The sequence below is a fragment of the Neorhizobium sp. T7_12 genome, assembly GCF_002968535.1.
Classification (GTDB): domain Bacteria; phylum Pseudomonadota; class Alphaproteobacteria; order Rhizobiales; family Rhizobiaceae; genus Neorhizobium; species Neorhizobium tomejilense.
The window spans coordinates 61,294-84,180 of record NZ_PVBK01000007.1 but is presented as its reverse complement, the minus strand read 5'-3'; the positions used below and the strand labels follow the sequence as shown (position 1 = coordinate 84,180).

Here is a 22,887-nt window from a genome sequence, read left to right as displayed (position 1 = left end):
GGATTGATTGAGCAAAAGTTGTTTTAAGAACGGCGGCGCACGCGGTATGTTTTGCTCCTTGTGTTCGAGGAGATCTCCCATGCCCACGTCCGCGTCGCCATCCGTGCTCCCCTCGAGGCCGAAGCCGGCTTCCATGCCCTGGCTGATCATCGTCGCCGGCGCCCTGATCGCCATGCTGACCTTCGGCCCGCGTTCCGCCATGGGCTTCTTCCAGCTTCCGATGCTCTCCGACACCGGCTGGGACCGGTCCACCTTCGGGCTCGCCATGGCGATCCAGAACCTCGCCTGGGGGCTCGGCCAGCCCTTCTTCGGGGCGCTTGCCGACAAATACGGCACAGGCCGCGTCCTCACCATGTCCGGCGTGCTCTATGCCGCCGGCCTCATCATCATGGCCAATGCCAACGCGCCGGTCTGGCTGCATATCGGCGGGGGCGTGCTGATCGGCCTGGCGATCGCCGCGGGCTCCTTCAGCGTCATCCTCTCGGCCTTTGCCCGCAACGTGACGCCGGAGCAGCGCTCGATGGCGTTCGGCATCGGCACGGCCGCAGGCTCGGCCGGCATGTTCCTGTTTGCGCCGCTGAGCCAGGCGCTGATCAGCAATTTCGGCTGGTCCGACAGTCTGGTCTATCTGTCGGTGCTGATGCTGATCGTGCCGCTGCTCGCCTTTCCGTTGCGCGGCAATGCAAACTCGGGAAGCCAGTCGCACAGCCAGTTCCAGCAATCGGTCGGTGCCGCCCTGAAGGAAGCCTTCGCTCACCAGAGCTACCTGCTCCTGACTGCCGGGTTCTTCGTCTGCGGCTTCCAGGTCGCCTTCATCACCGCACATTTCCCGGCCTATCTCGGGGATATCGGCATCGCGCCCGCTTACGCGGTGATCGCCATGGCGTTGATCGGCTTCTTCAACATCATCGGCTCGCTTGGCGCGGGCTTTATCGGCCAGCGATATTCCAAACCCTATTTCCTCGCCTACATCTATATCGCCCGGTCGATCGCGGTGACGGCCTTCCTCCTCCTGCCGCAAACGCCGACCTCGGTGATCGTGTTCGCGATCGTCATGGGGCTCCTGTGGCTCTCCACCGTGCCGCCGACCAACGGGCTCGTCGCCATCATGTTCGGTACGCGCCATCTCGGGCTCCTGGGCGGCCTCGTCTTCCTGTCGCACCAGGTGGGCTCGTTCCTCGGCGTGTGGATGGGCGGTTATCTCTACGACCGTTTCGGCTCCTACGATCCGGTCTGGTGGCTCGGCGTGGCACTCGGCCTTTTTGCCGCCGTCGTGCATTGGCCGATACAGGAAAAGGCGGTGGACCGCGGGGTATTGCAGCCGCAGCCAGCGGAGTAATGGCGGGCAAGCCTTAGCTGGCCTGACGTTCCGCATCCTTCGAAAGCGCCTTCAGCGCCGCCTGGACGAAACCGTCGCGGGCGGCGTTTTCCGTCAGGCCCCGGGGTTCGTAGACGTGGCGGTGCAGGAAATAACCGGTGAGCCGGAAGGCCTCCGCCATGCTGTCGCGGTCGGCCGCCGAAGCGGCGCCTTCTCCGAGGAACCCCGGCAAGGCCAGCATGCGGTCGGCATAAGGCGTACCAGCCTCGCGGGAAACGGCGCGGCCGCTTTTCGGCGAGACGTAGACGAGGTTTTCCCGTCCGCCGGTCGCCGCGCATTCGGTGAGGTCGAGGCCGAAACCGAGGTCGTTCAGAACCGCGAGCTCGAAACGCACGAAAAGTTCGCCAGCATCGGCGGGATCGTCGAAGGCATCGAGGATGATGTCCAGCGCATCGAAGAGATGCGGATGCGGGTCGCGCTCGGGCAGCAGGCGCAGCAGCGCGCCCATGGCCTGGACGCCGTAGACGGCGGTCGCCGTCTCCATCAGCTTGGCGGCGCGCAGGCGGATCGGTTCCAGCTTGAACTCGCCGAGATGTTCGTCGAGCCGCGCGCGCCAGACCACGTCCACCCGGTTTCCGGCCTGCAGCACCGGCTGCATCGCCCGCGAACGGCCGGAGCGGACGAGGCCCAGGTGCCTTCCGCGGTCACGGGTCATCAGCTCGGCGATGACGCTCGTCTCGCCGTGGCGCTTGACGCCTATGATGATCGCTTCGTCCTGCCACTGCATGTATCGGTTCAAGCTCCTTTCGAGCCGATTCAACAATAGAGCATAAGTCCTTCGGACTGAATCGGTTTCTGCTGTCGCGCGGTTGCGGCAAAGATGCATGTGCCCATGGACTTGCCTGGAACAAATCGGCCTCCATTTGGATTCTTGTCCGAAATTCGCGCCGCCAATACGACCCCTGGGAGTCCTCATGAAACACGCCCTCTTCGCCGCCGCCCTACTGGCCGCCTCGCCTGCCACCCTTCTCCCCTCACCGGCCGCCGCGCAATCGCAGCAGCTCGAGCAGGCCTGCATCACGGTCGCCAAAAATTTCCTGCTGGTGCCGTCGATCAAGACCGGCATCGTCCAGTCCTTCCCGGAACTGGATCCGCCTGGCGCGCGGCTGACCTATTCCACCCGCGAGGACGCCAAGCCGACCGATTTCACCAACCAGATCGAGTGCGAGTTCGACAAGGGGCAGCCGCCCTTCCGCCTGCAGCGCTTCTGCATTTCCGAGACCTGCTACGGACCCAACGAGCAGGACCAGGACAACCGACGCCGCTACCAGGAGGTCAGGGCGCTGATGGACCGGCAGAAGTGACCCACAGGCCTATTTGCCGAGCACGTTGAGCGCCGAGGTGAGATAGCGTGCGGCGAGCATCTGGCGGCGTTTGGTGGCGAGCCAGAGGGCGGCGCGGCAATGGCGTTCCAGAGGATCGGTTGCGGCAACCGCCGCGGACTGGATGGCGACGGTGCCGGAATAGATATACGGAACGCCCTCGGCATCGCGCAGACAACGGCCATTGGCGGTGACGTCGATCCGCCGCCCGTCCGGATGGGTAAGGCGGTAATTTTCCTGGTATGCGCCACCGCCGACGATCGCGTCGTGGATCGCCTTTGCGACCCGTTGCCTGTCGCCCTCGTTGATGTAGCGGATGACCCTTTCGATGGGGGCGCCGGCGGCCAGTTCCTCTTCGGAAACGCCGAATATGTCGGCGATCACCTGGTCGCCATACACCTTGTTTTCCGGGACGACCCAACTGTAGAAGCCGAGAGAATTCGGATTATCCGAGCCCGTGTCTTCCTCTTCCGATCCGACGTCCGACATTCATGACTCTCCGCGCCACTTTGTCGATAAATTGTATCGTCGGCTCTACGTTAGCAAGTCGTTATAATGATGGATAAAAACCGCTAGCTATCTACCTCGTCCGCAGATGATGCCCGAAGGAATTGACGCCGCCATGCGGCGGCGTAGGCGGATATGGCATTGCTCAGGACTTCGGAAATTCCAGTCCCATTTCGCGGAACCGTTCCGGATCGTCGCCCCAGTTCTCGCGGACCTTGACGAACAGGAAGAGATGGACCGGCTGTTCGAGGATCTCGGCCAGTTCCTTGCGGGATGCCGTGGAGATCGCCTTGATGGCGTCGCCGTTCTTGCCGAGCGCGATCTTCTTCTGGCTGTCACGCTCCACGTAGATCACCTGTTCGATGCGCACCGAACCGTCCTTGCGTTCCTCCCACTTCTCCGTCTCGACATGGCTGGCGTAGGGGAGTTCCTGGTGGAGGCGCAGGAAGAGTTTTTCGCGGGTGATCTCGGCCGCCAGCTGGCGCATCGGCAGGTCGGAGATCTGGTCTTCCGGATAATACCAGGGGCCTTCCGGCAGGGTTTCGGCGAGATAATCCATCAGGTCGCTGCAGCCGGAACCGGTGGTGGCCGAGACCATGAAGGTGCGCTCGAACGGCACGGCTTCGTTGGCCGCGGCGGCGAGCTTCAGCAGGTCTTCGTGGCGGACGCGGTCGATCTTGTTCAAGACCAGGATCTTTGGCTGGTGGACGTCCTTGAGGCCTTCGAGGATCGCCTCGGCGTCGCCGCGGATGCCGCGTTCGCTGTCGATCAGGAGCAGGATCAGGTCGGCATCCTTGGCGCCGCCCCAGGCCGAGGTCACCATGGCGCGGTCCAGCCGGCGGCGCGGCTTGAAGATGCCGGGCGTGTCCATGAAGACGATCTGGGCGTTGTTGTGGATGGCGATGCCGCGCACGATGGCGCGCGTCGTCTGCACCTTGTGGCTGACGATCGAGACCTTGGCGCCGACGAGCCGGTTGAGCAGCGTCGATTTGCCGGCATTGGTCGGGCCGATCAGCGCCACGAAGCCGGAATGGGTCGCACCAGCGGATGTCTGGCCGGCTGCGTTCTCTTCACCGGTATTGTTGTCGTTCTCGGTCATGGTGTCCAATTCATTGTTCGGCAGAGGGTTTCTGCCACACGCCTTCGCGTTCGAGCATCTTGGTGGCGGCCACCTGCTCGGCGGCGCGCTTGGAACGATCCACGCCGGTCTCCGGCGTCACGCCGGTTACCTCGACGGTCACCGTGAAACGGGGATCATGATCCGGGCCGGACCTTTCGTCCACCCGGTAGGCGGGGGTCAGCCCGAATTTCGCGTGCGCCCATTCCTGCAGCTCGGTCTTGGCATCGCGCCGCGCGCCGTCTGCGCGGGTGGCGCGGCCTTCCCAGTACCTGATGATGAAGCCGCGGGCGGCTTCCAGCCCGCCATCCAGATAGAGGGCGGCGATCAGGCTTTCGACCACGTCGGCGCGCACGTTCATCATCCGCTTGCCGGTCAGCTTCTTGACGTCGGCGCCGGTACGGATGAACTTATGCAGTTCGAGTTCGTCGGCGACAACAGCGCAGCTATCGGCGCTGACCAGCTGGTTCAGACGCACCGAAAGCTCACCTTCGGCGGCGGTGCGGAACGTCTTGAACAGCAGTTCGGCGACACAGAGGCCGAGCACGCGGTCGCCCAGGAATTCCAGCCGTTCGTAATTGGCACTCTTGGCCGACCCGGTGCTCGCGTGGGTGAGCGCCCGGTCGAGCCATTGCTTGTCGGCGAATTCATGACCTATGGCTTTTTCAAGCTGGCCGCGTTCCTCCGCCGAAAGCGTCTTGGACTTCATCACCGGACGACCTTGAAAATCCGATCCCAGCGCATGTTCGTCGGCCACTTCCAGATTTCACGGAACGAGGTGTCGTTGCCGAGCGAGAAGAAGATGACGCTGGCGCGGCCGACAAGATTCTCGGCGGGCACGTAACCGACGTCGAAACGGCTGTCGAGCGAGTTGTCGCGGTTGTCGCCCATGAAGAAATAGTGGCCGGCCGGGACGACGAATTCCTGGGTATTGTCGCCGCGCGAAACCGGCGAATGGTCGAGCGTGTCATAGGTCACGCCGTTATCGAGCGTTTCGCGGAAGACCGGCACGTCGGTGCCCGGATCGAGGCTGTAATCGGAGGTGAAGGTACCGTCGCCCTGCTTGGGAACCGGCTTGCCGTTGAGGAGCAGCACGCCGTTGGTAACCTGGACGCGATCGCCCGGCAGGCCGATCAGGCGCTTGATATAATCGATGTCCGGATGGCTCGGCAGGCGGAAGACGATGACGTCGCCGCGCTTGGGTTCACTGAATTCCAGGATACGGCCGGAGAACAGATTGGGCGAGAACGGCAGCGAATATTTCGAATAACCGTAGGCGAACTTGTTGACGAAGATATAGTCGCCGACGAGCAGCGACGGCATCATCGAGCCGGACGGGATGGTAAAAGGCTGGAACAGCACGGTGCGGATCACCATTGCCAGCAGGAGAGCCTGGATGATGACCTTGATGTTTTCCCAGAGGCTGTTCTGCGACTTGGTCTCGGCTTTGTCGGACACGTTTGACGTCTTTCTGTTCGGCTCGGCTGTTGCCAGCGGTTTTGCGTTCTCTAAACCCTTCGCAAAGCGGCGGCAATGGTCGATTAGGCCGCGAGGCGCGCTTCGATCACCACAAAAGCCTGCGCATAAGGGTATTCGTCGGTGATGGTGATGTGAATAACCGCTTCGTGGCCTGCCGGCATCATGCTCGCGAGACGTTCGGCGGCACCATTGGTGAGCACCATGGTGGGCCGCCCGCCGGGCAGATTGACGACCCCCATATCCTTCCAGAACACGCCGTGGGCGATGCCGGTGCCGAGCGCCTTGGAGCACGCCTCCTTGGCGGCGAAACGCTTGGCATAAGAGGCCGCCCGGTTCTGGCGGCGATCGGATTTCGCCCGCTCGATCTCGGTGAAACAGCGATGGGTAAAACGCTCGCCGAACCGTTCGATGGATTTCTCCACGCGTCTTATATCGATGAGGTCACTGCCCATGCCGATGATCATGAAATCTCCCCTGCGGCGCCCGGCCGGTTCTCGTCAGTCCTATACTGACTTGAGGGCTCCGGCCCGCGCCGTCAAGCGCTCCAGCCGCCGGTTGCGGAAACTGCGCACGCCCAGATAAGTGACGGCATAGAAAACCAGGCCGCACAGGATGCCCGGCGGCAGGGAACCGATCAGCATCGGCTCCAGGATCGGCCGCCAGAGCTGCGAGACGTCGAGGTGGTGAAACAACCTGCCGAGATCGAGACTGTCATGGCCGGCGGCGTCGTGGCCAAGCATGGTCTCGCCAAGCTTCCAGGTGAGTGGCCAGATGATCGGACAGGTGATGGGATTGGCAAACGTGGTCCCAAGCGCCGCGGCGATCATGCTGCCGCCGAAGAGATAGGCGAGCGGGATCGCAAACAGGATGTGGAGGCCGAGAAACGGCGTCCAGGCGCTGACCACACCGATCGCAAGCCCAGCCGCAACCGCATGCGGCGAACCGCCGATGCGCATCACCTTCAGGCGATAATATGCGAGGACGCGGCGAAAGCCCTTGGGAGGCAGGACGGCACGGCGCAGTCTTTCACGAATTCCAAGCGGTGTACGGCGGCGAAACGGCATTGGGGCGCATCTGGTTCGGCAGCGGGATATTCATCCGTCAGCTGCGGGAATCTTCGGGCGAACAGGCTTTAGCCCAAGCCGAAGATGATGGCGAAAATTGGCCCGCCCTGCATAAGAGCGGCTTTCGCAGAGGTGATCCGGTCACCGGTCGCGTCGACACGGGAAGACCTGCGGCAGCCGCGCGGCGTCATTTTCCGCGCGAACGGGTAGCTGATCGGAACGTATCGCTTAGAAGGACGACTTGCGGAACATGCCGCGGTCGATCTGGCGCATGCGGTATTCGAGGTCGATCCGGTCGTTTGCTTCGTTCAGGTAAGCGACTTCACGGTCCTGGGTGGTGGGGACGCGGAAAGCGCGGGCGAACTTGCGTACTGAGTCAAACATGATGTCTTCTTTCTTTCTAATATTGCACTGCAGCAATATAGGACGCGGCATCATGTTTTACCAACGCCGCAACTGCCGGGCAGCCCTGCGCGGGAAGCATGGCGGGTTAATGGGGATGCGCAGGAAATAGGCGAGCGCCGAGTTCTCCAGTTCCATCATGCATAGGGAACGTGCGCTTTTGAGCATGTTTGGTATGATCGCAGGCATTATTTCGAGCACGGGTGTCGGAATCTCGTTTAGCCGGCCGTCTTCAAGACGGGCAAGCCATGGAGGACGACGATGACCATTACTATTACCGCCTTCGAACGATCGCCCGACCGCGGCAGAGGGCTGGCGCGTGACATGCGCGTACGCTGGGCGCTCGATGAAGCGGGACAGCCTTACGACGTTCGCCTCGTTTCGTTCAAGGCGATAAAGGAACCCGCACATCTGGCGCTTCAGCCTTTCGGGCAGATCCCGACATATGAGGAAGGCGATCTCGCTCTCTTCGAGTCGGGAGCGATCGTACTCCATATCGCGGAACGCCACGGAGGCCTGCTGCCGGACGATGCGAATGCCCGGGCGCGGGCGATCGCATGGATGTTTGCCGCGCTCAACACCGTGGAACCGCCGATCTTCGACCGCAGCCTTGCCAGGATTCTCGAGCGCGACGAGCCCTGGTATGAAAAGCGTCTGCGCTCCCTCGACGAGACCATCCGGAAACGGCTGGCCGATCTTTCCCGCCACCTTGGCGAGGCCGACTGGCTCGATGGCGAATTCAGTGCCGGCGACCTTCTGATGGTGTCGGTGCTGCTCCGGTTGAAAGCGTCATCGAATATCCTGGACGATTATCCAAACCTCTCCGCCTATGTCGTCCGCGGCGAAGCGCGGCCCGCATACAAGCGTGCTTTCGCCGCCCAGTTGGCTGTTTTCACGGCCGCATCGGCCGGCTGACCACGGCCGGCCTCCGGGTTCGAAGCCATCATCCGGGCCTTCTTTCTCCCTCGATGGGGCCGATCCTGCCCTGAATCGAGAAAGCTCTATCGGCGGATTGGTGTCTTTCCGACCAGCCTTTTCCTTGGCTAAATCCCTCCTCGGGCTCGTCGGACGTGACGGCCGGCGGAAATGAGGAGGATGCCATGAATGATCGCAACGTATCGGTGAAGGAGATACGCCAGAACGAGAACCGCTTCCTGAGCTCCGACATTTTTGAATCAGGGCAGTATGTCTTCCCCCGTCGCAACGGCGAGGGCGTCCTCAGGGAAGAGGCGCGCGACATTCCGCTCTATCATCGCTGCGACGTGTTGGTCGTGGGTGGGGGACCTTCCGGAACCGCCGCAGCGCTCGCCGCTGCGCGAACCGGCGCGGAGGTCGTGGTGCTGGAGCGCTACAATCATCTCGGCGGGCTTTCCACCGGAGGCGTGGTGATCTGGATCGACCGGATGACCGACTGGGACGGGCGGCAGGTCATTCGCGGCTTTGCCGAGGAGGTTCTCGGCCGCCTTCCCCCTGAAGCCGTCGCCGGCCCGGACAGGAGCCTTTGGGGGCAGCGGGACGCGGATCTCGCCAAATACTGGCGGCTGCGTACATCCGCTTTCCACGGCATCGTTACCTGGGCGCCCACGATCGACCCTGAAAGACTGAAACTGACCTCGCAGGAAATGCTGATCGAGGCTGGCGTGCGGATCGTCTTCCATTCCTGGGCGGCGACACCGGTGGTCGAGGACGGCGCGGTAAAGGGCGTCATCTTCGAAAGCAAGGAGGGCCGCCAGGGGATCATGGCCAAGGTCGTGGTGGACTGCACCGGCGACGGCGACGTTTTTGCGCGTGCGGGAGCGAGTTTCGAGGCCGATATCGAAGAGGGCGACGTGCATCACTCGATGAATACCGGCTTCATGCTCGGCGGCGTGGACATGGCCACCTGGCTCGCCTTCCGATCGGAGCAGGAACAGGCGTTTGCCGACTTCAACACGCTCGGCCGTGACCAGCTCGGGTTCTTCCAGACGCCCTACGTTTCCTGGCGCAACGACATCGCGCTGTTCCTCGGGCCGCGGCAATCGGGGCTTTCGGCCCTCAACGTCGACGACATGACCGAAGTCGAAATCCGCTCGCACCGGTTCATGCAGTTACACTGCGAATTCTTCAGGAAAAATGCGCCGGGGTTCAAGGACGCTTATATGCTGCTCAGCGCGCCGCAGCTCGGCGTCCGGCATACACGGCGGCTCGCCGGTGTCGGCCGGGTCGAGCGCAGCCAGTGGCCGGTCGGTGCCGTTCTGCCGGATGAAATCGGCGTCAGTCCCTCGGTCTCGCCGAAGTTTCCGGTGATCTCAGTACCCTACGGCGCACTCGTGCCGGCAAGGCTGGACGGACTCTTGGCCGCCGGGCGGCACATCTCCTGCGATGCGAACAGCCACGGCTTCATGCGCGAAATTCCGCAGTGCTGGCTGACCGGACAGGCGGCGGGTGCTGCGGCGGGCATCGCGGCCAATCGCGGCGTCGCCCCGCGGGGTGTGGATATTGCCGAGCTGCAGTCGACCTTGCGCGCTCAAGGCGCCTTCGTGCGGGATGCGAGCGAGGCGCCTACGGTGGTGGGCCAGGCGGAAACGGTGCAGGGCTGATCTCAGGTGAGTTCCTGGGCCAGTCCGATGAGAAGCCCGCCGGGGCCACGGATGTAGCAGAGCCGATACACGTCTTGATAATCGACGACTTCGCCTACGAGCTCAGCGCCGCGTGCGAGGAGCCTTTCGAGCGTCTGGTCGATGTCGTCTACGGTGAACATGACGCGAAGGTAGCCGAGCGCATTGACCGGGGCGTTCCGGTGATCTTCGACGACAGGCGGCGTGAGGAAGCGGGAGAGCTCGAGCCTGCTGTGGCCGTCCGGTGTGCGCATCATGGCAATCTCGACATGCTGATTGCCCAGTCCGGTGACGCGTCCGGCCCATTCTCCTTCGATCGTCGCCCGCCCTTCGAGTTCGAGGCCGAGTTCACGAAAGAAATCAATCGTCTCCGCGAGATCTTCGACGACGATTCCGACGTTGTCCATCCGCTTGAGGGCCATGTTTCCAATCTCCCATGTGTCGTTTCAACCGACAGGGTCTCGCCCGTCCAATAAAGGACGCTCCAGACACCTCAACACCGACAGCCATCGATGCCCAATTCGCTGTTTTCCACATCAGAGGCTTGAATCGCGGGCACCTTTAAATTTCCGCCCCGTTTCCGAACGGCCTCTCAATCATACACCCGCTTGACGTTCGCCACGCAGTCGAGATCCTTCATCTGGCTCAACAGCTGGTTCAGCTGGCGCAGGTCCCATACCTCGACTTCCATGGTGATCTCCGAGAAATCGGCGGCGCGGTTGCTGCCCATGGTCAGCGTGCGGATGTTGATATCGAGATGGGCGATCGTCTGGGTGACGGTCGCGAGCGTGCCCGGCTCGTTCAGCGTGTTGACCTCGATGCGGGCGAGGAAGCGTGACTTGTTAGCCTCGTCCAGATCCCAGCGCACGTCGATCCAGCGTTCCGGCTGGTCGTCGAACCGCTGCAGTGCGGAGGCCTGGATCGGGTAGATGGTGATACCCTTGTCCTTTTCCATGATGCCGACGATGCGGTCGCCGGGTACTGCACCGCTCGGCGCGAACCGCACCTGCAGATTGCCTGAAAGGCCGCGGATCGGCAGCGGATCCGGCCCTGCCTCGATTTCCTCCGGCGAGACGCGCCGCTGGTTCGGCAGCTTGAAGATCATGCCCGAGGCGCTGCGCATGTTGAACCAGCCGTCGTCGGTGGCCGGCTTCACCGTGACGCGTTCGTCCTTGTAATCCGGAAACACCGCGCGCAGCACGTCGAGCGAGGAGAGCTCGCCGCGCCCGACGGCGGCAATCGCGTCCTCGACATCCTTGTGGGCGAGCCGGGGCAGAGCGGGTTTCAGCGTATCGCGGGCAAAGACCTTTCCAGCGCGCTCGAAGGTGCGTTCCAGGATGCGGTGGCCGAGGCCGGCATATTGCTTGCGGATCGCCATGCGGGTGGCGCGGCGGATCGCCGAGCGCGCCTTGCCCGTCACGACGATCTCTTCCCAGGCGGCAGGCGGCACCTGCACACCGGAGCGGATGATCTCCACCTCGTCGCCGTTGTTGAGCCTCGTCACCAGCGGCATGATCCGGCCGTTGATCTTGGCACCGACCGTGGTGTTGCCGATATTGGTGTGGACCGCGTAGGCGAAGTCGATCGGGGTGGCGCCGCGCGGCAGCGCGATCAGCTTGCCTTTCGGCGTGAAGCAGAAGACCTGGTCCTGGAACAGTTCGAGCTTGGTATGCTCCAGGAACTCTTCCGGATTGTCGCCCTCGGCCAATGACTCGATCGTGTGGCGCAGCCAGGAATAGGCGTTGGATTCCTTCGGCAACAGCTCGCCGCCCTTCACCGCCCCTTGGCCGTCCTTGTAGAGCGCATGCGCGGCGATCCCGTATTCGGCGATCTCCTGCATCAGCTGGGTGCGGATCTGCAGCTCGATGCGCTGGCGGGACGGGCCAACGATCGTCGTGTGGATCGAGCGGTAGTCGTTCTGCTTCGGGTTGGAGATATAATCCTTGAAGCGGCCCGGCACGACCCGCCACCGCGTATGGACGATGCCGAGCGCGCGATAACAGGACGGAATGTCGCCGACGACGATGCGGAAACCGTAGACATCCGAGAGCTGCTCGAAGGAGAGCGACTTCGACTGCATCTTGCGGAACACCGAATAGGGCTTCTTCTGGCGGCCCTTGACGAAGGCATCCTTAAGGCCGTTGGCGATCAGCAACTCACGCAGTTCGTCCTCGATCTTCTTGATCAGCCCCTCGTTGCGGGCTTCGAGATCGACAAGCCTCTGGGTGACGGTGTCGTAGGCCTCCGGGTTCATGTAGCGGAAGGAGAGCTCTTCCAGCTCGTCGCGCATGTCCTGCATGCCCATGCGGCCGGCAAGCGGCGCATAGATATCCATGGTCTCTTCGGAAATGCGCGCCTTCTGCTCGGCCTTCATATGCTCGAGCGTTCGCATGTTGTGCAGGCGGTCGGCGAGCTTGACGAGAAGGACGCGGACGTCGTCGGAAATGGCAAGCAGCAGCTTGCGGAGGTTTTCCGCCTGTTTGGCTTTCTTGGAGACGAGGTCTAGGCGCTTCAGCTTGGTGAGGCCTTCGACCAGCCGGCCGATATCCTCGCCGAACAGTTCGTCGATCTCGGCACGGGTAGCGGTGGTATCCTCGATCGTATCGTGCAGCAGGGCGACCGCGATCGTCGACTCGTCGAGATGCATGTCGGTGAGGATGGCTGCCACTTCGAGCGGATGGGAAATATAGGGGTCGCCGCTCGCGCGCTTCTGCTGACCATGCTTCTGCATGGCATAGACATAGGCCTTGTTGAGCAGAGCTTCGTTGGCTTCGGGTTTGTATTTCTGAACCCGTTCCACCAGCTCGTATTGCCGCATCATCCTGAAAAATGTCCTCGATACCGCTTCAGTGCCTGCGAATGGGCACCGGACGAAAAGAAAATGGCGCGCCAACCGGATAGGTTGGCGCAGCCATCATAAAACATTCAAGCAGATTAGGGCGAGAGAATGAACGAAAACTTGCGAAGCGAATGTTTCGCTTAGTAATCGTCGCTCTTTTCCGGCGGCACGAGGCCTTCGATGCCGGCAAGCAGTTCCTCTTCCGACATCTGGTCAAAGGTAACGGCTTCCGGAGCGTCTTCTTCCTCGTCGCGATCCGAAGCAGTCGATCCGCTTCCGGCAGCGATCAGCGAAGCCGGATCGGGCTCGGGCTCGTCCACTTCGACATGCTTCTGCAGCGAATGGATGAGGTCTTCCTTGAGGTCGTCCGGGGAAAGCGTCTCATCGGCGATTTCGCGAAGGGCGACGACAGGATTTTTGTCATTGTCGCGGTCGATGGTGATCGAAGCGCCCTGCGAGATCTGGCGGGCGCGATGGCTCGCGAGCAGGACCAGTTCGAACCTGTTGTCGACTTTGTCAATGCAATCTTCTACTGTGACACGGGCCATTGCCTGTCCTTTGATCGGTGATTTTCGGAATTGATACGCCCGATACAGCCATTGCGCGGCAAATTCAAGTTTTTCCTGAGAATTGACTTTTGACAAGGCGCCCCGCGTCTTCTGGGGGCGCCCGCGAATTTCAACCTCAAGCTGCTTGGATTATTATGAATCGTGCCATAAATGACAGTTATATGAATAGTTCGTAATGTAGTGGATTATTCCGGAGATTTGGTTCGGCTTATATTGACCAGGCCTCCACCTGCCAAGCAGGTTGATAAGAAAAGGGGATGGAGACCACATGTTTGACCCAAGGGAGAAGATTGCTCTCTTCATAGACGGCGCAAATCTTTACGCTGCTTCGAAAAGCCTCGGTTTCGACATCGATTACCGCAAGTTGCTTAAAGCTTTTCAGAAGCGCGGTTACCTTCTACGTGCCTATTACTATACCGCCTTGATAGAAGATCAGGAATATTCCTCGATCCGGCCGCTGATCGACTGGCTCGACTACAACGGGTACAAGGTCGTCACCAAGCCCGCCAAAGAGTTTACCGACTCGATGGGCCGCCGCAAGATCAAGGGCAACATGGACATCGAGCTTGCGATCGATGCCATGGAACAGTCGGAAACCGTCGACCATCTGGTGCTGTTTTCCGGCGACGGCGACTTCACCACCCTGGTGGAAGCCCTGCAGCGAAAAGGCCGCAAGGTTTCCGTGGTTTCGACCATGGCGACCCAGCCTCCGATGATCGCCGACGACCTGCGCCGCCAGGCCGACCATTTCATCGACCTCGTGTCGCTCAAGGCGGAAGTCGGCCGCGATCCGTCCGAACGCCCGCCCCGTCCGGCGGAGTCGACCGAAACCACCGACGTCTGATCACCCGGCATCCGCACCACTAAAAAGAAGAATAGGCGCCCGTTTTTCGGCGGCGCCTTTTTTCGTTCTGGGCTAGAAAAGGTCCATGCTTTTCGAACGCCCTTCCGATGATCTTCTTTACGACGCGCTGGTCGCCCGCGACGCCTCCTATGAAGGCTTTGCCTGGGCGGCGGTGAAGACGACCGGCATTTTCTGCCGCCTCACCTGTCCGGCTCGCAAGCCGAAGCGGGAAAACACCAGTTTCTTCGAGACGATTGCCGAATGCCTGGAGGCCGGCTTCAGGCCCTGCAGCCGTTGCCGGCCGATGCTCAAGCTCGGCGAGGCGGATCCGATGGTGACGCGGCTGCTTTCGGCGCTCGATACGGAGCCTTTCCGCCGCTGGAGCGAGGAGGATGTCGTTTCGCTCGGCATCGACCCCTCCACCGCCCGGCGTGCCTTCAAGCGCCAGTTCGGCATGAGCTTCCTCGAGATCGCCAGGCTCAGGCGGATGGGCAAGGCGGCCGAGACGCTGAAGCAAGGGGCGAGCGTTCTCGATGCGCAGCTCGATGCCGGTTATGAATCCGGCAGCGGCTTCCGCAGCGCGGTGACCAAGCTGTTCGGTGCGGCGCCCGCCAATCTGCGGACCAAAGTGCTGCTCAGGGCAGATTGGATTGAAACGCCGATCGGGGCGATGATGGCGATCGCCGACCAGCATTCGCTGCACCTGCTCGAATTCGCCGAGCGCAAGGCGCTGCCGGCGGAAATCAGGAAACTTCAAAAGTTCACCGGCAGCGGCATCGTCATGGGACGCCATCCGCCGATCGATCAGATCGAAGAGGAGCTGAAGGCCTATTTCGCCGGCGAGGACCGTGGTTTCAAGACGCGGATTGCCGGGCACGGCTCGCCGTTCCAGCGGCAGGTGTGGGAGGCGTTGCGGGCAATCCCGACCGGGGTATCGACGACCTATGGAGCGGTCGCGGCCGAGCTCAACCTCCCCTCCTCCACCCGCGCGGTGGCGGGCGCCAACGGCGCCAACCAGATCGCCATCGTCATCCCCTGCCACCGCCTGATCGGCGCCGACGGCAGCCTCACCGGTTATGGCGGCGGGCTATGGCGCAAGCGCTGGCTGCTGGAGCATGAGCGGCGGATGGCGGTGAGGAAGGGCTAGAAGCTCAAGCCGAGGATGACGCCCTTAGTGAGGTCAAGTCGATGCCGGCTCGGAAAGCTGAAGCTCCGACTGCGACTGGCGTTTTGTTTTATTGGCGCGGAAGATCGCCTCGACGATCAAGGACAGCGGCAAGCCGATGAAGAACGGAATGAAGAAATAGATCACCCGGAAGGCGACCAGGGAGCCGATCGAGGCCTGGTCCCCCATGACATGGCGGACGGTCGCTTCCAGGACGCCGAGGCCGCCCGGCGCATGGGTGATCAATATCGCCAGGTTGGCGAGCACGAAGGCGGTGGCGGCTTTCAGATAACTCACGTCGGCACTGGCGGCCATGACTTCGCGCAGGCAGGCCGAGACCAGCGCGAAATTGATGGTGCCGATCACCACCTGGGCAATGGCAATCTTCAATGTCGGCATTTCGAAGGTCCAGGAACGGATCTTCAGCGGGGTGCGGACGAAGGCCGCCAGCACCAGGTAGCCGGCTGTTGCGGCAAGGCAGGCAGAACCGGTCGCGATGATCACGGCTTCGCTCAGGCCCAGCACCGAAGCGGCATCCTTCGGGTTGAGGACCATGACGATGCCCGACAGCATTGCCATGCCGATGCCGACCGTGACGCCCGACAGCAGCACGATCTTCGCCACGTCCTCGGTGCTCATGCCCCAATGGGCATAATAGCGGTAACGCAGCGCGCCGCTGCTCAAGCCGGAAAGACCGACGCTCTGGCCGATCGACAGCGCGATGAAGGAGGCAAGGCCGATCTTCGGATAGGCGAGGTCGTTCCTCACATATCGCACGCCGGCCCAATCGAAGCCCGAGAGGCAGAGATAGGAACCGAAGGCGAAAAGGAGCGCCATCAGGAGATTGTAAATGGGGATGGCGCGGACGGATTCGACGATGTCGGAGACCGAGTGTTCGCGAAAGGTGTGATAAAGCAGATAGGCGGCGGCACTGACGCCGATCACCAGCATGCCGTAGGTGAGGATTTTCTTTCGCGTCATCGCCCCGTTGCCCATTGCCCGCTCGCGCTCAGAGATGAAAAACGAACGGGCGAAGGCGGATTTTGTTCCTAAGCCAAGATTTCACAGCCGCTCGATGATGCGCGAAAAGGCGGGATCGTCGGGGTTATATCCGCGCGCAGGGCTGTGGAAGCCCGTCTCGGTCTCGGTCAAATCGCTGATGTCGTCGACGTGAAACAGACGCCACCCGGAACCTGTTCCGGCAATCTGCCAGGCGCTGAGGGCGAGCGCGCCCTCGCCGACATAACCGAGGATATGCGGCCGCACCTTGCGCTTTACGCCCTTGTAGCGGAGTTCGATGATCCGCCGCCGCTCGATCGCACCGATGATGATATCCGGATAGCTTGTCTTCCGCACGAAAACTCCCTGGTATCTCCCTTAACGGCTGGGAGGCATGGAAGTTCACGATCGATATATGGCGAAATGGCGCGGCGGAATTGAGCGGTTACTCAGTTCGACTTCAACAGCCGCGACTTCTGGCGGTTCCAGTCGCGTTCCTTCTCGGTCTCGCGCTTATCATGCAGCTTCTTGCCCTTGGCGAGCGCGAGTTCGAGCTTGGCGCGGCCCTTTTCGTTGAAATAAATCTTCAACGGCACCAGCGTCATGCCCTCACGATTGATGCCAACGCGCAGGCGGTTGATCTCGCGCTTCGACAGGAGAAGCTTGCGGCGGCGGCGCGGTTCGTGATTGAAACGGTTGGCCTGCAGGTACTCCGGCAGATGCGAGTTGATCAACCAGATTTCGTTGCCCTCGTCCGAGGCATAGGATTCGGCAATATTGGCCTTGCCCTCGCGCAAAGACTTGACCTCTGTGCCGGTCAGGACCAGGCCGGCCTCATAGGTATCCAGGATTTCATAGTTATAGCGGGCCTTGCGGTTCTCCGCGACAATCTTGTTGACCGTACGCTGGCTGCCTTTGGGGGCCATGGGTATATTCCGTTCCGCCCTTTTTATCCGAAAACAAATCCCCGCCCATGGGCAATGAGCGGGGTTACTTGTCTATGTAATGCGGCGAGAGCCGAAAGTGAAGCGGTGAGCGCGGAAGCGTCTCAGTTCAAGAGGCCGGCGTGACGCAGTGCCGCGTCGATTGCCGCCTCGGTTGCCGGTTCCAGCGTCGAGACCAGCGGCGAGCGGACCGTGCGGTTCATGCCGCGGATCCTGTTGAGGCCGTATTTGGCGCCGCAGAGGCCGGGTTCCAGGAAGATCGCCTTGTGCAGGGGCATCAGGCGGTCCTGGTATTCGAGCGCCTTGGCATAATCGCCCGCAAGCGTCGCCGCCTGGAATTCCGCGCAGAGGCGCGGCGCGACATTGGCCGTCACCGAGATGCAGCCGACGCCGCCGTGGGCGTTGAAGCCGAGCGCTGACGCATCTTCCCCCGAGAGCTGCACGAAATCCTTGCCGCAGGTGATGCGCTGTTCCGAGACGCGCTCGATCTTGCCGGTCGCATCCTTGACGCCGACGATGTTCCGGTGCGCCTTCACCAGCGCGCCCATCGTTTCCGGCGACATGTCGATGACCGAACGCGGCGGGATGTTGTAGATGATGATCGGCAGCTTGATCGCCTGCGCGATCGCCGAGAAATGCGCGATCAGGCCCTTCTGGGTCGGCTTGTTGTAATAGGGCGTCACGACGAGCACGGCATCGGCGCCGGCCTTTTCCGCGTGCACGGCAAGCTCCACCGCCTCGCGCGTGTTGTTGGAGCCGGCACCGGCGATAACGGGAACCCGCTTCCTGGCCACTTCGATACAGAGTTCCACGACGCGCTTGTGCTCGTCATGGCTCAGCGTCGGCGATTCACCGGTGGTGCCGACAGGCACCAGGCCGCTGCTGCCTTCGACGATCTGCCAATCCACATGCGCGGCAAAAGCCTGCTCATCCACCGCATCATCGGCGGTGAACGGAGTGACCAGCGCGGGCATCGATCCCTTGAACATGCAAAACTCCCAATCGACAGCGTCCATTCTGCTGCCGCAATCCATGACTATGAGGGCTCTCGACAACTTTGGACGGGCCGCGACGCAGCCGACCTTTTCCCGAAAGCCTTTCAGGTCGCGCACCATAAAGCGACGGGAAAGCGGCGACAAGCGCAAGTGCCAGGGATTTCATATGGAATCTCATATAAGAAACCACGCATTTTCATAAATGCGGTAAGCTTTCGTTAACGTGGCTGGCGGCTAATAAGGGGACGACTATTTTCGCGAGTTACCGGATGTACAGGCCTGTTCTGATCCTCGCAGCACTGGGGCTCGGCGCTGCGAGCATGCATGCATTTGCCGCATCGCCGCCCGAAAGCATGGCCCCCCTTCCCTATATGAAGCCCGAAAACCCGGCCGCGATCACCATGCCGGCCGCGATGCCGGTGCCGGACGTGACCGGCACGATCCCGAGAACCGACCCGCTGGTGGTGGCACCTGCGCTGAAAGCCGGGCTCGATGCGCTTGCCGGCAATGACATCGCCACCGCCCTTGCCACACGCAACGGTCTCGCCGAAGGCTCGCTCGACCGGCATATCCTCACCTGGGCTATCGCCACATCCGGCGCGTCGGGCGTGCCGTCCGGCGAGATCGCAGCGGCCCAGACGGAACTGAAGGGCTGGCCGGGGCTGAAGGGCCTGCGCGCCAATTCCGAACGCGCGCTTTATCGCGAAAACCCGCCCGCCCCGACCGTGCTTGCGGCCTTCGGCTCAACCCGGCCGGAAACCACCGAGGGCGCGCTCATCCTCGCCCGCGCGCTCGTCGCCTCCGGCAAACAGGTCGAGGCCGCCCGGCCGCTTCGGCAGATCTGGTTGTCCGAGCCACTCGACAAGCCGGCCGAAGACCGTATCCTTGCCGAATTCTCTGCGCTTCTCACCGCCGCCGACCACAAGGCGCGGATGGACTTCCTGATGTACAAGGGGCGTGCGGCACAGGCGAAGCGTTTTAGCGATCTCGGCAAGGCGCAATCGCTCTACAAGGCCTGGACCGCCGTCATCAGCAATGCCAAGAATGCCGAGGCGCTGCTGAACGGCGTCGACAGCTCCCTGAAGGACGATGCCGGTTATCTCTTCGCCCGCGTCGAATATCTTCGCCGGCAGGACAAATACCGAGACGCTGCGGACCTGCTCGAAAAGGCTCCGCGCGACGCGGCAAAACTGGTCAACACGACGGAATGGTGGAACGAGCGGCGCATCGTGGCGCGCGGCCTCGCCGATCAGGGCGAGTTCAAGCTCGCCTACCGGACTGCGGCCAATTATGTCGCCGCTTCCTCCACCGATATCGTCGATGCGGAATTCCACGCCGGTTGGTATGCGCTACGGGCGCTGCATGAACCGGCAACCGCCGAAAAACATTTCCGCAAGATCCTCGAGACCTCGAACAAGCCGCTTTCGGCGTCGCGCGCCCTCTACTGGCTCGGCCGCGCGGCGGAAGACGGCGGTCCGGGCAGCGCCAAGGAGTTCTTCGCCAAGGCGGCGCATTTCTCCAGCACGTTCTACGGCCAGCTTGCCGCCGCACGGCTCGACCTCAAGTCACTCGACGTCACCTATCCGACCGCGAGCGGGACCGACCGTCAGAATTTCGAAAGCCGCGAAGCCGTCCGGGCGATCGCAAGGCTCGAAGATGCCGGCCACGGCAAACGCGCGGCGGTGCTCTATCGCGCGCTGGCGGAAGAAATGACAAGCCCGGGAGAACTGGCGATCCTCGCGGCAAGAGCTGAATCGGAAGACAATCACGCCCTGTCGTTGCAGATCGGCAAGACGGCTTTCAGCCGAGGCATCGATGTGGCGGCACTCGCCTTCCCGATCGGCGTCATCCCGGCCGGTGCCGATATTGAAGGTTCCGGCAAGGCACTCGCCTATGCGATCGCCCGCCAGGAAAGCGCCTTCAACCCGGGCGCGGTTTCTCCCGCCAATGCCCGCGGCCTGTTGCAAATCCTGCCCGGCACGGCGCAGGGCGTCGCCAAGCGGCACGGCCTCACCTATGCGGCGGCGCGGCTGACCACGGATGCGGGCTACAATGCGACGCTCGGCGCGCATTACCTCGGCGAGCAGATCGACACGTTCGGCGGCTCCTACATCCTCACCTTCATCGCCTACAACGCAGGCCCGAAGCGGGTGCCCGAATGGATCACCCGCTATGGCGACCCGCGCGGCAAGTCGCTCGATGAGGTGGTCGACTGGATCGAGCGCATCCCCTTCCCCGAAACCCGCAATTACGTGCAGCGGGTGATGGAGAACTACCAGGTCTACAAGACGAGGCTTGGGCAGAAGGCGGATATCGAAGCGGATCTGCGGTTCGGGCGGCGGTAGTCAGACCGCGGCTTGATCGGGTTTGTCTTCTACCTTCAAGACGAGAGACGACGCGGGCTTAACAGCCATCCCGCTGCAGTTTGATGTCCCTCAAAGCAAAAAGCCCGGCACAAGGCCGGGCTTCTGAACTCAATCCGATCAAATCAGATTAGAAGTCGCGCTGCAGGCGAACAATGCCCTGTACGAAACCATCGTCGTCGCCAATTTCCTGATAGTTGACAGCAACCTTGGCAGCGAAGTTTTCGACGATCTGGTAGTTGACGGTTACGCCAGCGCCCCAGAGATCGTCGCCAAAGAAGTCACCGTCCGCATCAGCCTGCGTATTCCAGATGTACTGGGCGTCCGGAATGATTTCGAGCTTGTCGGTCGCCTTGAAGGAATAGGCAACGGCCACAGCTGCTTCACCAGCGGCGGTATCGGCCACGCCGTAGTAGGCGTTGTCACCCGACGACCAGACACCGGAGAGGTAGAAGGTGCCCGGACCAACGGCCACGGAGCCGATCGCACGGATCGCACCGTTTTCGGCGCTGAAGTCATAAGAACCGAGCAGTTCGAGCTTGGCCGGGCCGATCGCAGCCTGAACAACAGCTTCGATACCGACATTCTGGCCGCCGAGGCCGCGAGCACGCGACAGTTCGTCAACCTGGATGCCAGCCGTGAAGGCAGAGCCCGTATAGGTGTAAGAGATCGACTGCAGACGGTTCGAACCGAGGTTGTCGAGTTCGCCCGGAAGGTCGTTTGCATCCCACCAGTTCAACCAGCGACCAACGCGGAAACCGCCGAGCTGGATGTAGGCTTCATTGATGTAAGCCGAGTTGCCACCGTTACCGAGAGTCGTGCCAGCAACAGGTCCACCGGTACCATTCGTGGTATAGGCGCTGTCCTGATTGGCTTCGAAACGAACCGAAGCAACCGACGTCAGCGTGCCGAGCTCAGTGTCAGACTTGGCAGTGAATTCGAGCTGAACGCGCGACCAAGCATCCCAATCGTAGTCGTTGAGGCCGTTTACGTCCTGGCCGAAGTCAACCTGGAAACGGACATAACCGCCGATCTTGAGGCAGGTTTCGGTGCCCGGGATGTAGAAGTAACCAGTGCCGAACGCGTCGCAGACACGAACGTATTCCATGGGCTCCGGTTCGGCAGCGACGATGGCGTCAGCTGCCCGAGCACCGGAAACTGCCGCGAGAGCCGCTGCAGAACCGAGAAGAAGGCTCTTAATGTTCATTCTTTTGACCTCCAGTCAAAATCACCGCGTCGCGAGCGGCAAGAACGGCTCTGGAGGAACAGGCAGGGGCGGGATTTAGTGGTACGTTTAGGGCCGCCGTTCAAGGATGGGCAGGCAGACGTCCAAGTCATAGGACGCCAGGTGCGCATAACGCATTGTCATCTGCAGGGTCTGGTGGCCGAGCCACATCTGCACGCGCCGGATATCGATCCCTCCCCGCACCAGGCGGGACGCACAGGTATGGCGAAGGACATGGGGAACGACGTCTTCGTCGGTGCCAAGGCCGACTTCAGCCTTGGCGGCGTTCCAGATCGCGCGGAAGCGCTGCTGGTCGATGGAGGCGAAAGGCCCCTCCTGCGCGCCGGCCTGGGTCTTAAGGATTTCGACGGCGCGGTTCGTCAGAGGGACGGTGCGGCTTTTACCGGATTTGGTGATCCAGAAAGTGGCACGATTCTCGTGGAGATCGTTCCAGCGAAGGCCGATTCCTTCTCCCAGACGCGCACCGGTGTCGACGAGGAAGATGCAGAGCGCGTAATACAGCTCATCCTTGGCACGGATCGCCGCGAAGAGGCGTTCTTCCTCCTCAAATTCGAGAAAGCGGATTCGGCCCGCCTTTTCCTTCTGGCGGCGGAACTCGGGTAAGCTGTGGATGTCACCCATCTTGAACGCTTTCCGCAGCAGCTTGCTCAGCGCCGCCATCTTTCGATTGATGGTCGCATTGCTGTTGCCACGTTTGCGTAGGTCGCCGATCAGTCGGTCCACCATTTCGTCCGTGAAGGTCTCGAACGCCTGGCCGAGAAGGATCTCGTCGAGTTCGCTGATAAAGGCCTTTACGTTACTTTTATGGCTTCCCGTCTCCCAAAGAATGTCCACGTACCGTTCCAGAAGGGTCGTGAGCCGGTTGGCTTTCACAACCTTGATGGGGCCGCTGGCATTGAACTGGTAATTGACAGCGTAGTGACCGAATGAGCGGAGGTCGAAAGCCTCAGCCTTTTTATCGGTTTCCTTTCCCATCCTGCCCTCGCCGGTTGCGGAACGGCAAGAATCGATGGAACGGCGAAGACTTCAATGGGTGATGATGGCGCCGGGCCTTTCT

General features: G+C 61.8%; 24 protein-coding genes. 7 read left to right on the top strand and 17 right to left on the bottom strand.

What is annotated here, in order from left to right; translation table 11 throughout:
* Nucleotides 1–79 precede the first annotated feature (79 nt).
* On the top strand, nucleotides 80–1,339 hold the full coding sequence (locus C5J26_RS17170) for an MFS transporter (RefSeq protein ID WP_105402861.1): 1,260 nt from the start codon (nucleotides 80–82) through the stop codon (nucleotides 1,337–1,339).
* A 13-nt stretch (nucleotides 1,340–1,352) separates the two neighbouring features.
* On the opposite strand, the gene recO is transcribed toward C5J26_RS17170, so the two are convergent.
* A complete protein-coding gene (gene recO / locus C5J26_RS17165) occupies nucleotides 1,353–2,105 on the bottom strand; it encodes a DNA repair protein RecO (protein WP_046668412.1) in 753 nt (250 codons plus the stop codon).
* A gap of 187 nt (nucleotides 2,106–2,292) precedes the next feature.
* Between recO and C5J26_RS17160 the strand changes: the two genes are divergently transcribed.
* Nucleotides 2,293–2,682, top strand: coding sequence for a hypothetical protein (locus C5J26_RS17160; protein WP_105402860.1), 390 nt, complete (start codon nucleotides 2,293–2,295; stop codon nucleotides 2,680–2,682).
* A 9-nt stretch (nucleotides 2,683–2,691) separates the two neighbouring features.
* Here the strand turns inward: C5J26_RS17160 and C5J26_RS17155 are convergent, their stop codons facing one another.
* The 7 genes from C5J26_RS17155 to C5J26_RS17125 form a co-directional block, all read right to left on the bottom strand.
* The gene (locus C5J26_RS17155) at nucleotides 2,692–3,189 is read right to left on the bottom strand and encodes a PAS domain-containing protein (protein WP_105402859.1); all 498 of its coding nucleotides are present in this window, start codon (nucleotides 3,187–3,189) and stop codon (nucleotides 2,692–2,694) included.
* A 163-nt stretch (nucleotides 3,190–3,352) separates the two neighbouring features.
* On the bottom strand, nucleotides 3,353–4,306 hold the full coding sequence (gene era, locus C5J26_RS17150; RefSeq protein ID WP_105403006.1) for a GTPase Era: 954 nt from the start codon (nucleotides 4,304–4,306) through the stop codon (nucleotides 3,353–3,355).
* A gap of 10 nt (nucleotides 4,307–4,316) precedes the next feature.
* Nucleotides 4,317–5,036, bottom strand: a complete 720-nt coding sequence (rnc, locus tag C5J26_RS17145; protein WP_105403005.1) for a ribonuclease III — start codon at nucleotides 5,034–5,036, stop codon at nucleotides 4,317–4,319.
* Nucleotides 5,033–5,782, bottom strand: coding sequence for a signal peptidase I (gene lepB / locus C5J26_RS17140; protein WP_046605691.1), 750 nt, complete (start codon nucleotides 5,780–5,782; stop codon nucleotides 5,033–5,035). The genes rnc and lepB overlap by 4 nt, the downstream gene beginning before the upstream one ends.
* An 83-nt stretch (nucleotides 5,783–5,865) precedes the next feature.
* A complete protein-coding gene (gene acpS, locus C5J26_RS17135) occupies nucleotides 5,866–6,267 on the bottom strand; it encodes a holo-ACP synthase (protein ID WP_037080909.1) in 402 nt (133 codons plus the stop codon).
* 39 nt (nucleotides 6,268–6,306) lie between these two features.
* Nucleotides 6,307–6,867, bottom strand: a complete 561-nt coding sequence (locus C5J26_RS17130) for a DUF2062 domain-containing protein (protein ID WP_105402858.1) — start codon at nucleotides 6,865–6,867, stop codon at nucleotides 6,307–6,309.
* A gap of 228 nt (nucleotides 6,868–7,095) precedes the next feature.
* The gene (locus C5J26_RS17125) at nucleotides 7,096–7,251 is read right to left on the bottom strand and encodes a DUF3563 family protein (protein WP_080951252.1); all 156 of its coding nucleotides are present in this window, start codon (nucleotides 7,249–7,251) and stop codon (nucleotides 7,096–7,098) included.
* A 279-nt stretch (nucleotides 7,252–7,530) separates the two neighbouring features.
* Here C5J26_RS17125 and C5J26_RS17120 point away from each other — a divergent pair, with 279 nt between their 5' ends.
* Both C5J26_RS17120 and C5J26_RS17115 read left to right on the top strand, forming a co-directional pair.
* A complete protein-coding gene (locus C5J26_RS17120; RefSeq protein ID WP_105402857.1) occupies nucleotides 7,531–8,184 on the top strand; it encodes a glutathione S-transferase family protein in 654 nt (217 codons plus the stop codon).
* A 185-nt stretch (nucleotides 8,185–8,369) separates the two neighbouring features.
* Complete coding sequence (locus C5J26_RS17115) at nucleotides 8,370–9,848, top strand: FAD-dependent oxidoreductase (protein WP_206051196.1); 1,479 nt, start codon at nucleotides 8,370–8,372, stop codon at nucleotides 9,846–9,848.
* A gap of 2 nt (nucleotides 9,849–9,850) precedes the next feature.
* Here C5J26_RS17115 and C5J26_RS17110 read toward each other — a convergent pair whose 3' ends face one another.
* The 3 genes from C5J26_RS17110 to rpoZ form a co-directional block, all read right to left on the bottom strand.
* Entirely contained in the window at nucleotides 9,851–10,288 is a 438-nt protein-coding gene (locus C5J26_RS17110) for a VOC family protein (RefSeq protein WP_105402856.1), read from the bottom strand.
* Between the two features lie 170 nt (nucleotides 10,289–10,458).
* Entirely contained in the window at nucleotides 10,459–12,687 is a 2,229-nt protein-coding gene (locus C5J26_RS17105) for a bifunctional (p)ppGpp synthetase/guanosine-3',5'-bis(diphosphate) 3'-pyrophosphohydrolase (RefSeq protein ID WP_046637507.1), read from the bottom strand.
* 158 nt (nucleotides 12,688–12,845) lie between these two features.
* Nucleotides 12,846–13,253 carry a DNA-directed RNA polymerase subunit omega gene (gene rpoZ / locus C5J26_RS17100; RefSeq protein WP_046629916.1) on the bottom strand — a complete coding sequence of 136 codons (408 nt, stop codon included), beginning with the start codon at nucleotides 13,251–13,253 and terminating at the stop codon, nucleotides 12,846–12,848.
* Between the two features lie 289 nt (nucleotides 13,254–13,542).
* Here rpoZ and C5J26_RS17095 point away from each other — a divergent pair, with 289 nt between their 5' ends.
* A complete protein-coding gene (locus C5J26_RS17095; RefSeq protein WP_105402855.1) occupies nucleotides 13,543–14,118 on the top strand; it encodes an NYN domain-containing protein in 576 nt (191 codons plus the stop codon).
* 85 nt (nucleotides 14,119–14,203) lie between these two features.
* Nucleotides 14,204–15,265 (top strand): bifunctional transcriptional activator/DNA repair enzyme AdaA, encoded by a 1,062-nt coding sequence (locus tag C5J26_RS17090; protein ID WP_105402854.1) that lies wholly within the window; start codon nucleotides 14,204–14,206, stop codon nucleotides 15,263–15,265.
* A gap of 33 nt (nucleotides 15,266–15,298) precedes the next feature.
* Here C5J26_RS17090 and C5J26_RS17085 read toward each other — a convergent pair whose 3' ends face one another.
* From C5J26_RS17085 to dapA, 4 genes are all read right to left on the bottom strand, one after another.
* Nucleotides 15,299–16,264, bottom strand: coding sequence for a YbhN family protein (locus C5J26_RS17085; RefSeq protein ID WP_105403003.1), 966 nt, complete (start codon nucleotides 16,262–16,264; stop codon nucleotides 15,299–15,301).
* A gap of 81 nt (nucleotides 16,265–16,345) precedes the next feature.
* Nucleotides 16,346–16,639, bottom strand: coding sequence for a WYL domain-containing protein (locus tag C5J26_RS17080; protein WP_105402853.1), 294 nt, complete (start codon nucleotides 16,637–16,639; stop codon nucleotides 16,346–16,348).
* Nucleotides 16,640–16,731: 92 nt separating this feature from the next.
* Nucleotides 16,732–17,208 (bottom strand): SsrA-binding protein SmpB, encoded by a 477-nt coding sequence (smpB, locus tag C5J26_RS17075; protein WP_105402852.1) that lies wholly within the window; start codon nucleotides 17,206–17,208, stop codon nucleotides 16,732–16,734.
* 122 nt (nucleotides 17,209–17,330) lie between these two features.
* Nucleotides 17,331–18,215 carry a 4-hydroxy-tetrahydrodipicolinate synthase gene (gene dapA, locus C5J26_RS17070; protein ID WP_105402851.1) on the bottom strand — a complete coding sequence of 295 codons (885 nt, stop codon included), beginning with the start codon at nucleotides 18,213–18,215 and terminating at the stop codon, nucleotides 17,331–17,333.
* A 275-nt stretch (nucleotides 18,216–18,490) separates the two neighbouring features.
* Between dapA and C5J26_RS17065 the strand changes: the two genes are divergently transcribed.
* Nucleotides 18,491–20,566, top strand: a complete 2,076-nt coding sequence (locus tag C5J26_RS17065; protein ID WP_105402850.1) for a lytic transglycosylase domain-containing protein — start codon at nucleotides 18,491–18,493, stop codon at nucleotides 20,564–20,566.
* Nucleotides 20,567–20,714: 148 nt separating this feature from the next.
* Here the strand turns inward: C5J26_RS17065 and C5J26_RS17060 are convergent, their stop codons facing one another.
* Together C5J26_RS17060 and C5J26_RS17055 are read right to left on the bottom strand one after the other, a co-directional pair.
* Entirely contained in the window at nucleotides 20,715–21,791 is a 1,077-nt protein-coding gene (locus C5J26_RS17060; protein ID WP_105402849.1) for a porin, read from the bottom strand.
* An 87-nt stretch (nucleotides 21,792–21,878) separates the two neighbouring features.
* Nucleotides 21,879–22,805: a site-specific integrase gene (locus tag C5J26_RS17055; RefSeq protein ID WP_105402848.1), complete on the bottom strand. Its 927-nt coding sequence runs from the start codon at nucleotides 22,803–22,805 to the stop codon at nucleotides 21,879–21,881.
* Nucleotides 22,806–22,887 lie beyond the last annotated feature (82 nt).

Coding starts and splice junctions, on each gene's coding strand:
- acpS (WP_037080909.1), bottom strand. CDS start 6,267: ATGATCATCGGCATGGGCAGTGACCTCATCGATATAAGACGCGTGGAG.
- C5J26_RS17160 (WP_105402860.1), top strand. CDS start 2,293: ATGAAACACGCCCTCTTCGCCGCCGCCCTACTGGCCGCCTCGCCTGCC.
- C5J26_RS17115 (WP_206051196.1), top strand. CDS start 8,370: ATGAATGATCGCAACGTATCGGTGAAGGAGATACGCCAGAACGAGAAC.
- C5J26_RS17095 (WP_105402855.1), top strand. CDS start 13,543: ATGTTTGACCCAAGGGAGAAGATTGCTCTCTTCATAGACGGCGCAAAT.
- C5J26_RS17155 (WP_105402859.1), bottom strand. CDS start 3,189: ATGTCGGACGTCGGATCGGAAGAGGAAGACACGGGCTCGGATAATCCG.
- C5J26_RS17105 (WP_046637507.1), bottom strand. CDS start 12,687: ATGATGCGGCAATACGAGCTGGTGGAACGGGTTCAGAAATACAAACCC.
- C5J26_RS17120 (WP_105402857.1), top strand. CDS start 7,531: ATGACCATTACTATTACCGCCTTCGAACGATCGCCCGACCGCGGCAGA.
- C5J26_RS17125 (WP_080951252.1), bottom strand. CDS start 7,251: ATGTTTGACTCAGTACGCAAGTTCGCCCGCGCTTTCCGCGTCCCCACC.
- C5J26_RS17170 (WP_105402861.1), top strand. CDS start 80: ATGCCCACGTCCGCGTCGCCATCCGTGCTCCCCTCGAGGCCGAAGCCG.
- dapA (WP_105402851.1), bottom strand. CDS start 18,215: ATGTTCAAGGGATCGATGCCCGCGCTGGTCACTCCGTTCACCGCCGAT.
- rpoZ (WP_046629916.1), bottom strand. CDS start 13,253: ATGGCCCGTGTCACAGTAGAAGATTGCATTGACAAAGTCGACAACAGG.
- C5J26_RS17085 (WP_105403003.1), bottom strand. CDS start 16,264: ATGACGCGAAAGAAAATCCTCACCTACGGCATGCTGGTGATCGGCGTC.
- recO (WP_046668412.1), bottom strand. CDS start 2,105: ATGCAGTGGCAGGACGAAGCGATCATCATAGGCGTCAAGCGCCACGGC.
- C5J26_RS17060 (WP_105402849.1), bottom strand. CDS start 21,791: ATGAACATTAAGAGCCTTCTTCTCGGTTCTGCAGCGGCTCTCGCGGCA.
- C5J26_RS17065 (WP_105402850.1), top strand. CDS start 18,491: ATGTACAGGCCTGTTCTGATCCTCGCAGCACTGGGGCTCGGCGCTGCG.
- C5J26_RS17130 (WP_105402858.1), bottom strand. CDS start 6,867: ATGCCGTTTCGCCGCCGTACACCGCTTGGAATTCGTGAAAGACTGCGC.
- smpB (WP_105402852.1), bottom strand. CDS start 17,208: ATGGCCCCCAAAGGCAGCCAGCGTACGGTCAACAAGATTGTCGCGGAG.
- era (WP_105403006.1), bottom strand. CDS start 4,306: ATGACCGAGAACGACAACAATACCGGTGAAGAGAACGCAGCCGGCCAG.
- C5J26_RS17110 (WP_105402856.1), bottom strand. CDS start 10,288: ATGGCCCTCAAGCGGATGGACAACGTCGGAATCGTCGTCGAAGATCTC.
- C5J26_RS17090 (WP_105402854.1), top strand. CDS start 14,204: ATGCTTTTCGAACGCCCTTCCGATGATCTTCTTTACGACGCGCTGGTC.
- C5J26_RS17055 (WP_105402848.1), bottom strand. CDS start 22,805: ATGGGAAAGGAAACCGATAAAAAGGCTGAGGCTTTCGACCTCCGCTCA.